This window comes from Micropruina sp. (assembly GCF_047607385.1).
Taxonomy (GTDB): Bacteria; Actinomycetota; Actinomycetes; order Propionibacteriales; family Propionibacteriaceae; genus Micropruina.
In genome coordinates this window covers 1-12,521 of record NZ_JASGDE010000032.1, presented here as the reverse complement: position 1 = coordinate 12,521, position 12,521 = coordinate 1, and the positions used below count along the sequence as shown (strand labels likewise).

The 12,521-nt window shown below is 69.2% G+C and carries 12 protein-coding genes; 11 read left to right on the top strand and 1 reads right to left on the bottom strand.

Annotated features, from left to right (window positions below; translation table 11 throughout):
- The first annotated feature begins 411 nt into the window (after window positions 1-411).
- Entirely contained in the window at window positions 412-2,067 is a 1,656-nt protein-coding gene (locus QM582_RS02965; RefSeq protein WP_415081604.1) for a hypothetical protein, read from the top strand.
- A gap of 12 nt (window positions 2,068-2,079) precedes the next feature.
- On the opposite strand, the gene QM582_RS02960 is transcribed toward QM582_RS02965, so the two are convergent.
- On the bottom strand, window positions 2,080-2,949 hold the full coding sequence (locus QM582_RS02960; protein ID WP_415081603.1) for a CPBP family intramembrane glutamic endopeptidase: 870 nt from the start codon (window positions 2,947-2,949) through the stop codon (window positions 2,080-2,082).
- Between the two features lie 129 nt (window positions 2,950-3,078).
- Here QM582_RS02960 and QM582_RS02955 point away from each other — a divergent pair, with 129 nt between their 5' ends.
- The 10 genes from QM582_RS02955 (at window position 3,079) to QM582_RS02910 (ending at window position 12,424) form a co-directional block, all read left to right on the top strand.
- Window positions 3,079-4,239, top strand: a complete 1,161-nt coding sequence (locus tag QM582_RS02955) for a sensor histidine kinase (RefSeq protein ID WP_415081601.1) — start codon at window positions 3,079-3,081, stop codon at window positions 4,237-4,239.
- Complete coding sequence (locus QM582_RS02950) at window positions 4,236-4,874, top strand: response regulator (RefSeq protein WP_415081599.1); 639 nt, start codon at window positions 4,236-4,238, stop codon at window positions 4,872-4,874. Before QM582_RS02955 ends, QM582_RS02950 begins: the two co-directional genes overlap by 4 nt.
- A 576-nt stretch (window positions 4,875-5,450) precedes the next feature.
- Complete coding sequence (locus QM582_RS02945; protein ID WP_415081598.1) at window positions 5,451-5,945, top strand: hypothetical protein; 495 nt, start codon at window positions 5,451-5,453, stop codon at window positions 5,943-5,945.
- Window positions 5,946-6,476, top strand: coding sequence for a hypothetical protein (locus QM582_RS02940; RefSeq protein ID WP_415081596.1), 531 nt, complete (start codon window positions 5,946-5,948; stop codon window positions 6,474-6,476).
- Between the two features lie 441 nt (window positions 6,477-6,917).
- Window positions 6,918-7,271 carry a hypothetical protein gene (locus QM582_RS02935; protein ID WP_415081595.1) on the top strand — a complete coding sequence of 118 codons (354 nt, stop codon included), beginning with the start codon at window positions 6,918-6,920 and terminating at the stop codon, window positions 7,269-7,271.
- Between the two features lie 57 nt (window positions 7,272-7,328).
- Window positions 7,329-8,369: a biotin/lipoyl-binding protein gene (locus tag QM582_RS02930; protein ID WP_415081594.1), complete on the top strand. Its 1,041-nt coding sequence runs from the start codon at window positions 7,329-7,331 to the stop codon at window positions 8,367-8,369.
- Window positions 8,366-9,004, top strand: a complete 639-nt coding sequence (locus QM582_RS02925; RefSeq protein WP_415081592.1) for an ABC transporter ATP-binding protein — start codon at window positions 8,366-8,368, stop codon at window positions 9,002-9,004. Before QM582_RS02930 ends, QM582_RS02925 begins: the two co-directional genes overlap by 4 nt.
- Window positions 9,001-10,122, top strand: a complete 1,122-nt coding sequence (locus QM582_RS02920) for a hypothetical protein (protein ID WP_415081591.1) — start codon at window positions 9,001-9,003, stop codon at window positions 10,120-10,122. The genes QM582_RS02925 and QM582_RS02920 overlap by 4 nt, the downstream gene beginning before the upstream one ends.
- A 47-nt stretch (window positions 10,123-10,169) precedes the next feature.
- The gene (locus QM582_RS02915; RefSeq protein WP_415081590.1) at window positions 10,170-11,600 is read left to right on the top strand and encodes an FAD-binding protein; all 1,431 of its coding nucleotides are present in this window, start codon (window positions 10,170-10,172) and stop codon (window positions 11,598-11,600) included.
- 62 nt (window positions 11,601-11,662) lie between these two features.
- Window positions 11,663-12,424, top strand: coding sequence for a decaprenylphospho-beta-D-erythro-pentofuranosid-2-ulose 2-reductase (locus tag QM582_RS02910; protein WP_415081588.1), 762 nt, complete (start codon window positions 11,663-11,665; stop codon window positions 12,422-12,424).
- Window positions 12,425-12,521: the final 97 nt, after the last annotated feature.

Sequence of the window (12,521 nt, the reverse complement as noted above, 5' to 3'; positions counted from 1 at the left end):
GCGCTCGCCTAACTATTTTGGGCTCGCTGTATTAAGCGAGCCCCAAATAGTTAGGCGAGCGGTGGGGTGGGTGGGGGCCCGATCGGCGGGGGAGAGCCGGGCCGGTACCGTCCGGCTGTCATGATGGACGCCGGTCGGCACCCGCCGATCCGGTCGACATCAGCCCGGCTCACGCCGAGCCCACACAATCGGCCCGGCCTACGCCGTACCGCAGAATCGGCCCGGCCTACGCCGTACCGCAGAATCGGCCCGGTCCACGCCGAGCCCGCAGAATCGGCTCGGCCCACGCCGAGCCCCAATCGGCCCGGCGCCCGCCGAGCCGCAGACCGACCCGCACGAACACCGACCCGGCGAACCGCCGATTCGAAAGGGATCCCCGTGGCCGCTGCCTCATCCGCCAGACGTGTCTGGGTGGTGCTGTCCATCCTGCTGCCGGCCGCGGTGGTCGGGGTGCAGACCTGGCTGCGTCGCTGGGTCTCCGACGACGGCTTCATCAACGTCCGGGTGGTGCTGCAGTTGGTGGCCGGCAACGGACCCACCTACAACCTGAACGAACGGGTCGAGGTCGGCACCTCCACGCTGTGGCTGGCCTTCGTCACCCTGGGCAAGCTGGCCGCGCCCTGGGCCGAGGTGGGCGAGGTGATGGTCTGGCTGGGCACCGGCTTCATCACCCTGGCCATGCTGCTGCTCGGCCTCGGCGCGCTGCACCTGGTCCCGCCGCGCAGCAAGGTGGTGCTGCCGCTGGGCACGGCGCTGCTGGCCGGGCTGACCCCGTTCTGGGACTTCGGCACCTCCGGCCTGGAGACCTCGCTCACCTTCTGCTGGATCGCCGCCTGCTTCTGGGCACTGGCCCGGCGCTGGGCGAACCGGCCGCGGCATCCGCTGCCGGCCTGGCGGCCCTGGCCGATCGCGGTGCTGATCGGGCTGGGCGTGCTGATCCGGCCCGACCTGGCCCTGGTCAGCCTGGTCTTCGGGATCATGCTGCTGTGCCAGTCCGAGCGCCGGATCGGCGGCTGGCTGGCTGCGGCCGGCTTCGCCCTGGCGATCCCGGTCGGCTACGAGATCTTCCGGATGGGCTACTACGCCTCGCTGGTGCCCAACACCGCGCTGGCCAAGGCGAACGCGTCTATGGTTCAGGGTCTGCTGTACCTGTTCGACTACGCGTCCACCTACTACCTGTACCTGCCGATCGCGATCGTGCTGGTCTTCTTCGTCGCCGGCATCGCCAAAGCGGCGCAGGACCGCGACGGTGGTCTGGCCGCGCTCTGGCTCGGCCCGCTACTGGGTGCCGCGATCCACGCCGGCTTCGTCATCTCGGTGGGCGGCGACTTCATGCACGCCCGGTTCCTGCTGCCCGCCACGGTGCTGCTGTTGGCCCCGGTCGCGGTGGTCGGCGGCGCCGTCCTGGTCCGGACGGGGGCGGTGCTGACCATGGTCTGGGCGCTGGTCGCCGGACTCACCCTGCGTCCGGTGCTGTGGAACGGGATGATCGTGGACGAGCGCAGCTACTACGCCAAATTCGTCCCGGACCGTCCCGGGGCTATGGTGATCGCCGAGAACTGGTCGGCGGACGTCGGCTACCAACTCACCCAACGTGCCGCCAAGGACCTGGCCGACGGACGCTCCTACTTCGTCGACATCACCAAACCGGACGACAAGCTGCCGACCTTCGACGGCGAAGGCGTCTACGTGGTGATCAACTCGCTCGGCATCGCCGGGGTCGGTGCCGGGTTGAAGGTCACCATGGTCGATCCGCCGTCGCTGGGTGACCCGATCGGCTCCCGGCTGGTGCTGCCGCCGGACGCCCAGTACCGGGTCGGGCACGCCTACAAGCCGGTGGTCTGGGCGATGGCCCGCTACACCGCCGCCGACGTCCATCCGACAGACAAGGCCCTCAACGACGCCCGCGCCACCCTGGCCTGCGGCGACGTCCCGGCACTGATCGCGGCGGTCTCCGAACCGCTCACCCTGCAGCGGTTCCTCAACAACGTGCTGTTGGCGCCGAAGCTCACCATGCTGCGGATCCCGGCCGACCCGGCCCAGGCCCGGAAGGCCATCTGCGGCTGAGGTCGGGGTCGTTCAGCCGGACGCCGCGGGCAGCCGGCGCATGATCGCCACCCCGATCAGCAGGTAAGCCGCGATCTGGAACATTTCCAGCGGCCAGCCACCGCCCCCGCCGAGCAACCCCGCGCACATGGTGGCCAGGTGCAGTCCGCCGTGGATGCCGACGGCCGCCCAGAGCGAGCCGGTGGCGAAGTAGAGCGCGGCGGCGGCGAAGCCGAAGGCGCCCGCCGCGGTCATGTAGATCGCCCCCTGCCACCACACCGCGTGCCCGCCGTTGGACACGATGTGGATCAGGCCGAAGGCGACCGCCGAGACGGTGGCCTGCCGCCAGTGGCTGCCACCGACCGACTGGGTCAGCCAGCCCCGCCAGATGAACTCCTCGGTGAAGCCCTGCATGCCGAAGCCGAGCAGCAGGGTGCCGGCGATCACCACCCACAGCGGCTGGCTGCCGAAGCCGTCGGACGCCGGGACGAGTTGCAGGCGGGTGAACAGCACGCTCGCCGGAACCACCACCACCAGGCTGATCGCGGTGCCGAGCAGCAGGGCGGGGACGGCGCGGACGTCGAAGCGGAGCCCGGCGACCCGGAACGGACGCCGGTCCACGAACCGGACCAGCAGGGCGACGAGGACAACGGAGAGCAGCGGAATGGTGATGATCGGGACGGATTGCTTGAGCACCGCCAGCCCCCAGTTGCCGGCGGCGGCGTCCGGTTGCGGGTTCATGCCGGGGATCAACTGCACCAGGAGCATCAGCAGGTAGCTGCCGAAGGTGGCCAGCACGCCGAGCAGGGCTCGCAGCACGATGCCGAACGGTCCCACCGCGGGGGTGGCCGGCGAGGTGCGCCGAGAGGCGTCGGAGATGGCGGCGTTGGTGGTGGTGCCCATGGTGGGACGCTACGGGCGCGTTGGCACCGCCGGAACGCGCCCGGGTCATGACCGGGCGGTCGGCTGGTCATGACCGACCATGACCGGGGTCACGGGTGCGCCGCCGTCCGGCGTCCTAGGGTTGATGCCATGCACCGCTCCGCCAGCGCCGTCGACCGGGTGCGCCGGCCGCTGAACGTGATCTTCGTCGGGAGCGGGCTGACCGCACTCGGCGCGGCGGTGGTGCGGGCGCCGGAGCAGTTCGGCAACGCCGTCGCGATCCTGCTGTTGGTGATCACCGCGGCGCTCGCCTGGCGGTTCCGCACCGACGATCGATTCACCCGTGCCGCGTCGCTGGTGCTTGCCCTCTGCGGGATCGGCGCGGTCACCTTCGGGGACAATCTCGGGCTGCCGCTGCTGTTCACCGCGCTGATCGTCCTGGTCGTCGACTGGGGGTTGTGGATCGGCTGCGTGGTGGCGGTGCTGATGACCGCGGTGCTGGTGGCCCTGCTGTACGAGGGTTTCAAGGGGGACTGGAGCCTGGTGCTGCTGCAGTCGGTGGCGAACGCCACCCTGTTCGCCTTCATCCTGGTCTTCGGGGCGGTGCTGAGGGCCTTCGACCAGCAGCATCGCGAGCTGGTGGCGGTGAACGCCCAGCTGACCGAAGCCATGGACGCGTCCCGCGATCTGGTGCTGGCTCAGGAGCGAGCCCGGGCCGCAGCCGAACTGCACGACGGGCTCGGCCATCAGCTGACCCTGATCTCGATGTCGCTGGAGTTCGCCGGACGGGTCCGCGACCGCGACCCGGAGGCCGCCTGGAAAGAGGTCGCCAACGCCTCCGCGATGACCCGTCAGGCCCTGGCCGATATGCGGCTGTGGGTACGGGCGTTGCACCCGGCGCGGCTCGAGGAGCTGACCGACCCGCAGGCGTTCGAGGCGGTCGCGGAAGTGTTCCGCGGCACCGGCTTGGAGGTGAGCGTCGAGGTGGCGTCCGGGATCGGACGGCTGGACCGTCCCCGGACGCTGTTCGCCTATCGGCTGATCCAGGAGGCGCTGACCAACGTGCTGCGGCACACCGCCGCCGACACGGTGCTCTGCGCGCTGGACCGGGACGCCGACCGGCTGCGCGTCGTGGTCAGCGACAACGGCACGGTGGCCCAGGAACCCGAGCCCGGCTTCGGCCTGCGCGGGCTCACCGAGCGGGCGCGGGAGCTGGGCGGATCTGTGCTGCTGCGGCATCCCGGACGCCTCGGCGGCCTGGACGTGGTCGCCGAGGTGCCGATCGCGGCAGCGTCGGCGGAGGCGGCATGACCGACCGGATCCGGGTCGTGGTGGTCGACGACCAGCAGCTGCTGCGCCGCGGCCTGAGCATGCTGCTCGGCACCGACGACGGCATCGAGGTGGTCGGCGAGGCCGGCGACGGACACGAAGCGCTGGCGGTGATCGCCGCCAGCACACCGGACGTGGTGCTCACCGACGCCCGGATGCCGGGCCTGGACGGACTCGGGCTGCTGGCCGCCTGCGCCCGCAGGCATCCGGAACTGCCGGTGGTGCTGCTGACCACCTTCGACGACGAGGGCCTGGTGCAGGGCGCCATCGAGGGCGGCGCGGCCGGCTTCCTGCTCAAGGACTGCTCGGTGGAGACCCTCGGCGAGACCATCCGCCAGGCGGTCGCCGGCGGGCTGGTGATCGACCCGCGGGTGGCCCGGACCGCGCTCAGTCGGTCGCGTCCGGACGTCGGGGCACTGGCCGCGCTGACCGCCACCGAATTGCAGGTCGCCGAGCTGGTGGCGACCGGTGCAACCAACGCCGAGATCGCTACCCGGCTGCATCTTGCCGAGGGAACCGTGAAGAACCACGTCTCGGCATTGCTGCGGAAGCTGGAGCAGCGCGACCGCACCGGTTTGGCGCTACTGCTCACCCGGGAGCTCGCCGATCCGCGATGAGACTGGGCCGTTCGGACGCGCCTCGGGCCCGGTGGCGTCGGTAGCGCCGACCGGATGCCGTATCGAAACGGTTCCCAGGCGATTTATGGAGTGGTTGAGCTGAAGGATTCTTTTGATCCGTTGCGTCCGAGGGTGTGTTGCCCTACAGTGCGATCATCGAAGGCGGCATGAAGGAGTTCGACATGAGCCTTGATTTCGGTAGACGCCTGATGGTCTCTGCGGGCGCGGGTGTTATGACCCTGGGAGCTTCGGTGGCTCCCCCATCTGCTGGGGTTTCCGAGGATGGCACAAGGGACTGCGGGGGAAGCGCGCCGCTCTCATGCGTCCGGTTGAAGACGAAGGGTGATCGGTGCTGGGTCGCTCCGGGTGGTCCTACTAGCTATGTGAACGTTGAATCTGGCTCGAGTAGTTGGTACACCGGAACTCGGAGGGTCAACGGTGGTGGCTGGTGGTACGCCCGCGGAGACATTGACCTCAGTACTGCCAGCACCTATGGTCTGCGCCGCAGCTACGGCTGATTCGGATCGCAAAATGGTGCGGGTTGCCCCGATCCGGGGAATAGTCGCGGTTGTTGGAATGCTTGTCTTGCTGGTGGGGTGTATCTCGGAAAATGCCGCACCCATGGCCGCTCCGAGTTCCTCGGTCAGGCCGGTGTTCGTCGGCACCCGCACCGAATATATGCGAGCGATGGTCGATTGTCTAAAGTCTCGCGGTGTCGAGGCCTACGTCGAGGTCGGGGTCGAGGGCGACCCGATGATCAAGATGCGTATCCACTCCCGGCAGGATGTGGACGCCCAAGTGCAGATCCATGACGAATGTGAAGCTGTGCTACCCAAGGAACCCGAGCCGACGACTGACGCCGATTTCCGGCAGATGTACGAACACAAGCTGGCTGAGATCGCTTGTGTGAAGAAGGAAGGCTATGAGGTGCCTCGGACGCTGTCCTGGCAGGTGTTCCTTGAGCAGGCGAAGGCACAGAATCTGGATTGGGATCCGACGAGCGAGGTGCCCGAGCAGTTGCGCACCTCGGTGCGCAAGACGTGTAACACCGACCCCGATCGATGGTGGTAGGTGATCGTGGCGAAGGTGGTGCTGGCGAGCCTGTGCGTGCCGTTCGTGCTCGTCGGCTGTTCGACAGGAGTCACGCCATCCCCGTCGGTGTCGTCCAGCGAACGCCCGGTGTTCACCGGAACGAGGACAGAGTGGACGCAAGCCTTGGCCGTATGTATGCAGAAGAAGGGCGTGAAGGCCACATTCCGCCTCAATAGCGAGGGTGCCCCCGTTGTGGCGGTCGATGACCCAAGTGATAAGGGGCAGGAGTCTTCGCCGGGTCGGGTTGCGTGGAACGCGTGCCTGGCTGAACTCCCCGAGGCGCCAGAACCGAGAAACGACACCGATTTCAGGGCGATGTATGACCATCTGATCGCGCAGACCAAGTGTGTTCAGAAAGAGGGGTATGACGTTCCGCGCGTTCCGTCCTGGCAGTCATTCGTCGAGCAGGCGCGAGCGAAGGACGTGGATTGGGATCCGACCTCCCGGGTGCCCGAGGGCCTGCGTTCATCGGTGCGGAAGGCATGCATCGATCAGGACAAATGGTGGTGATCGCCGGCTGGCCCGCTCGACCCCGTTGCCGCCGAGGTTGTGGTGCTCTAGAGTGCGATCATCGACGGCGACGTGAAGGAGTTCAGCATGGGCTCTGATTCCGGTGGGCGCCTGATGGTCTCGATCGGCGCCGCGCGGGGCTTCGACCGGGCTCGTCGGTGATATGGCGGTCGATTGGGGCTATGTCGAAGGTGGCTGTGAGGGCGTAGAATGAACGGGTTCGGGATGTTGAGGCAGGGCGGCCTCGGCGGTGCTGAAAGCATGAGGTCTATCCGTTCTTGTCGGACGCTGGTCGCTTCGGCCGTGCTCACCGTGTCGCTATCAGCTTGCTCTGCGAGTGTGCAGCCGTCGGCATCGACGGTGCCGAGTCAGAGACCCACGTTTGCAGGGACGGTCTCTGAGTACACACGAGCGCTGGTTGACTGCTTGAAGCGGGCAGGTTTGGATGCCTCCGTCGGCACTGGTCCGGACGGTCGCGCGCAGGCGACGTTTCCTGCCAGGTCCCGCGAGGAGTTGGAACGCAACAGCAAGGTAATTGAGGCCTGTAAGGCGACGTTGCCGGAAAGGCCTGAGCCGAAGAATGACGCTGACTTCAAGCTGATGTACGACCATCTCGTGGGTCAATCGCGATGCATCAAGAGTGAGGGTTACGACGTTCCTCCCGTGCCGTCCTGGCAGTCCTTCCTCGATGCTGTCCGTGGCGACCGGCTGGATTGGGAGCCGTTGGCTCTGGTTCCGGAGGGTCTGTGGGACGAAGTCAGGAAGAAGTGCGTCAATCCCGAAATCTGGTGGTAGCGGCGGTGGGCACATCAACGACCTCCTGGCCGGCCACCTCCAACGGAATCGTGTGACGTGGCCAAGCTCGGAATGATCGCGGGCGGGCTGGCATTGCTGCTCGCCGGTACCGGCATCGGTTGGGCCGCCTCGGTGGTGACCCGCGAGCCGCCGGAGGTGGCGTCCGAAGCGCAGTACGCGGAGGTCGAAGCCACCCAGGGCGAGGTGTCGGCCTCCGTCGCCACGGTCGTCACCGTCAGCTGGCCGACCAACCGGGCCGCAGTCAACCAGGCGTCCGGCATCGTCACCGGGGTGAACGTCCGCCGCGGCGACCGGGTCAACGCCGGCGACGCGCTGTACCGCGTCAACGAGCGTCCGGTGATCGTCGCCAAGGGACGGGTGCCCGCCTTCCGAGACCTGAACGCCGGTACCAAAGGGGCCGACGTCCAGCAGTTCAGCGCGCTGCTCAAGGCGAAGGGCTATCTGCGTGCCACGTCCCGCACCATGACGCCGGCCGTGGTGACCGCTGCCAAGGCGTGGCAACGCCGGCTGGGTGTCGAGCCCACCGGGGTCGTCCGGCGCGGCGATGTGCTGTTCGTCCGCGACCTGCCCATGCGGGTCGTCCTCGACCCCAAATCGTTCCGGGTCGGAGCCGAACTCGGCGGCGGCCAGGCGGGGATCGACCGGCTCGGCGCGGCACCGGTGTTCACCGCGACCTTCGGAGAGGCGCAGGCCCGGCAGGTGGCCGAGGACATGACGATCAAGGTGACCAGCGGCTCCCACGCCTGGACCGGACGCCTCGGCGCGGTCAAGGCCGGCATCAACAACGAGAGCACCGCGCGGGTCACCGGACCCAGCGGCGGCTCGCTGTGCGGCAAGACCTGCAACACCATCCCGCTGTCCGGAACCACCCGGCTCAGCGGCGTCGCCGAGGTTCAGGCACCGGTCTCCGGCGTCGTCGTCCCGGTGGCGGCACTTGCGTCGGCGGCCGACGGCAGCATCGCGGTGATCGGTCGCGACGGCAGCCGGATTCCGGTCACGGTCAAGGCCCGGGCCCGGGGCATGGCGGTGGTGCAGGGGTTGGCGGCCGGCACCACAGTGCGGGTGCCGGGGCAATGACCACGCTGGCCTGCACCGACCTCGAATTCGGCTACGTCAGGCTGCCCAGCATCATCTCCGGCTTCGCGTTGCAGGCCTCGGCGGGCGACCTGGTGGCGATCACCGGCCCGTCCGGCCGGGGCAAGTCCACCCTGCTCTACCTGATCGGGCTGATGCTCACCCCGCGCTCCGGTGCGGTGCTGATCGACGGCCGGCCGGTCTCCGCGCTTCCGGACGCCGCCCGCTCCCGGCTGCGCGCCGACCTGTTCGGCTTCGTCTTCCAGGACGCCGCACTCGACCCCACCCGGACGGTCCTGGACAACATCGTGGAAGTGTCCCTCTACGGCGATCTGGAGCCGGCTGAGGCGAAGCGCCGCGCCGCTGAACTGATGCTGGAACTCGGTGTCGACACCCCGGCGGACCGCAGGCCGGGCCAGGTCTCCGGCGGCCAGGCGCAACGGATCGCGCTGTGCCGAGCCCTCGTCCACCGGCCGGCGGTGCTGCTCGCCGACGAGCCGACCGGCAATCTCGACGACGCCAGCGCCGCCGGTGTGATCGCTGCGCTGCGCGGCCATGCCGAGTCCGGCGGGATCACCCTGGTGGTCACCCACGACGACCGGTTGGTGGACGCCTGCGAGCGGAGGATCGAGCTGTGAGCCGCGGCTGGAAGCGGACGCGACGGCTGGTCCGCGAGGCGATCGCGATGGCCTGGGCGCAGCGCGTCCCCACCGTGATCGCGATGGTGTTGATGGGTGGAATGACCGCCGCGGTGCTGCTCACCACGGGGCGGGCGTCGGCCGCCGAAGCGCAGATCCTGGCCAGCATCGACGCCGTCGGTTCGCGGGCGATCACCATTCGAGCCGAGCCGTCGGCCGGTGTCGACTACAGCGCCGTCGAGCGGCTGCGCACCATCGCCGGGGTGGAATGGGTGGGCGCGTTCGGCCAGGCGGTCGACGTCAGCAACGGCGCCACCGGGTCGGACGTCGCGGTGGCCAGCCGGGTGCTGGTGTCCACCGACCTGCAGCCGTTGGGTATCGGGACCCCGGCGGTCGACGGCGTCGCCTACGCCAGCCGGCAGGCGCTGGACGCCCTGGGGCTGCCCGACGGAGCCGGCTACGTGGCGGCCCCCGGGACGACCGGGTACGACCTGGCCGGACGCCTGCACACACCCGCCTTCCTTGAACCGCTGGAGCCGATCGTCGTCGTGCCGCGCCGGCTCGACCAGGTGGCGGCGACCATGCGACCAGGGGACGTCGCCCTGGTGATCGTGGTGGTGCGGCAGCCGCAGCTGGTCAGTGCGGTCGCCGAGGCCAGCCGCACGTTGCTGGCTCCGGTCGATCCGGCCGGGGTGACCGTCGCCGCGTCGTCCGACATCGCCCGGCTCCGGGCGCTGGTCCAGGGCCAGCTCGGCGGGTTCAGCCGGGGCCTGACGCTGATGTTGACCGGGGTCCTGGCCGTGCTGGTCGGCACGCTCCAGTTCGGTCTGGTGATGATCCGGCGCAAGGACTTCGGCCGGCGCCGTGCCCTGGGCGCCACCCGCGGTCTGATCGTCGGGCTGATCACCGTGCAGACCGTGCTGATCGCATGCGCGGCGTCCGTGATCGGTGCGGCGATCGCGTTGGCCGTGCTGGCCTTCGGTCGAGAACCGTTGCCGCCGGCGGACTTCGTCGCGGCGACGATGATGCTGACCGTGGCCGCCTCCGGGCTGGGGGCGCTTGCGCCGGCGATCGTGGCGTCCCGGCGCGATCCGCTCGCCGAGCTTCGGGTGCCCTGATCGGTACTCGGCGCGCGAGCGAGGGCGCGGCGATAGAATCGGCACCGATGTCCAGTTCAACCATTGATCTGCCCACGTCCATCGAAACCCTCGCCGGCTGGGGACGCACCTCGCCCGGCCTGGCCCACATTCTCCGTCCGAGTTCGGCCGAGCAGGTGCAGGCGGCGGTCGCCGCCGTCGCCGATCACAACACCGGACGCCCCTCGCACCTGAAGCGGGGCATCGTGGCCCGCGGCCTGGGCCGCTCCTACGGTGACGTGGCGCAGAACACCGGCGGCCTGGTGGTCGACATGACCGGACTGGCCACCATCCATTCGATCGACCCCGACTCGGCGGTGGTGGACGTCGACGCCGGCGTCAGCCTGGACGCCCTGATGCGCGCCGCGCTGCCGTACGGGCTGTGGGTTCCGGTGCTGCCCGGCACCCGCCAGGTCACCATCGGCGGTGCGATCGGCTGCGACGTGCACGGCAAGAACCACCACTCCGCCGGCTCGTTCGGGGACCATGTGGTCTCCCTCGACCTGCTGGTCGCCGACGGACGGGTGCTCACCCTCACCCCGGCGGGCTCCGCCGACGACCCGGACGGCAGCCTGTTCTGGGCCACCGTCGGCGGCGTCGGGATGACCGGCATCATCCTGCGGGTCAAGCTGCGGATGACCCGCACCGAGACCGCCTACTTCCTCGCCGACGGCATCGTCACGCACAGCCTGGACGAGACCATCGCCGTCCACTCCGACGGCTCCGAGAACCACTACGACTACTCCTCGGCCTGGTTCGACGCCATCTCGGCGCCGCCGAAGCTGGGCCGGGCGGCACTGTCCCGGGGCAGCCTCGCCACGCTGGCGCAGCTGCAGGAGTACGCGCCGAAGCTGGCTGCCGACCCGCTGGCCTTCCACGCCAAGCCGCTGTTCGAGCTGCCGGACGTGTTCCCCAACGGCCTGGCCAACAAGCTGTCCTTCACCGCGCTGGGCACCGCCTGGTACGCCAAGTCGGGCACCTACAGCAACAAGATCCAGACCCTGACCGGGTTCTACCATCCGCTGGACATGTTCAGCGAGTGGAACCGGGCCTACGGTCCGGCCGGCTTCCTGCAGTACCAGTTCGTCGTGCCGCCGTCCGCGGTGGAGGAGTTCAAGGCCATCATCGGCGACATCCAGCGCTCCGGGCACTACTCGTTCCTGAACGTGTTCAAGCTGTTCGGCGAGGGCAACCGGGCGCCGCTGAGCTACCCGATGGCCGGCTGGAACGTCTGCGTCGACTTCCCGATCAAGCGCGGCCTGCACGAGTTCCTGGCCGGGCTGGACGCCCGCATCCTGCAGTTCGGCGGACGGCTGTACACGGCGAAGGACTCCCGGACCACCGCCGCCACCTTCCACGCCATGTATCCCGAGATCGACTCCTGGATCGCCACCCGGCGCGCCATCGACCCCGACGCCGTGTTCGCCTCCGACATGGCCCGCCGGCTCGAACTGATCTGACCCCGCCCGCACCCGTAGACCATTCGCACCCACCGGGTGCATCCGTAGAAAAGGGAGACCACATGTTCGACGCCGTCGGCAACCCGCAGTCCGTCCTGCTGCTGGGGGGTACCTCCGAGATCGGCCTGGCCGTGGTCAGCGAATACCTGCGCCGCCAGTCGCTGCGGGTGGTGCTGGCCTGCATGCCCGGCGACCCGGGCATCGCGGCCGCGGTGGACGCCCTGAAGGCCCAGGGTGCGACCACGGTCGAGGTGGTCGACTTCGACGCCGCCGACTTCGCCTCGCATCCGGCCGCCATCGACGCCGCCTTCGCCGGCGGCGACATCGACCTGGCGATGGTGGCCTTCGGCCTGCTCGGTGACGCCGAGCAGCTCTGGCAGGACCAGGCGAAGGCCGTCCAGATCTGCAACATCAACTACACCGGCGCGGTCAGCGTCGGCGTCCTGCTGGGCGAGCGGTTCAAGGCCCAGGGGCACGGCCAGATCGTCGCGATGAGCACCGTCGCCGGCGAGAAGGTGCGGCGTTCCAACTTCGTCTACGGCTCCACCAAGGCTGGCCTGGACGCCTTCTACCTCAACCTCGGCCAGGCGCTGGCCGGACTCGGCCCGAAGGTGCTGGTGGTCCGTCCCGGACAGGTCCGCACCCGGATGTCGGCGCACGTCAAGGAGGCGCCGCTGACGGTGAACAAGGAGGACGTCGCCCAGCAGATCGTCCAGGCCGTCGCCGACGGCAAGGAGCTGATCTGGGTTCCGCCGGCATTCCGCTACGTGATGATGGTGCTGCGGCACATCCCGACCCCCATCTTTCGGAAGCTCCCGATCTGACCGGACGCCCCCCGCGCTTCGAACCCGCACTAGGCCCTCCCTAATCAGTTCTGCCCTCCCGTCGACGGGAGGGCAGAACTGATTAGGGAGGGCCTAG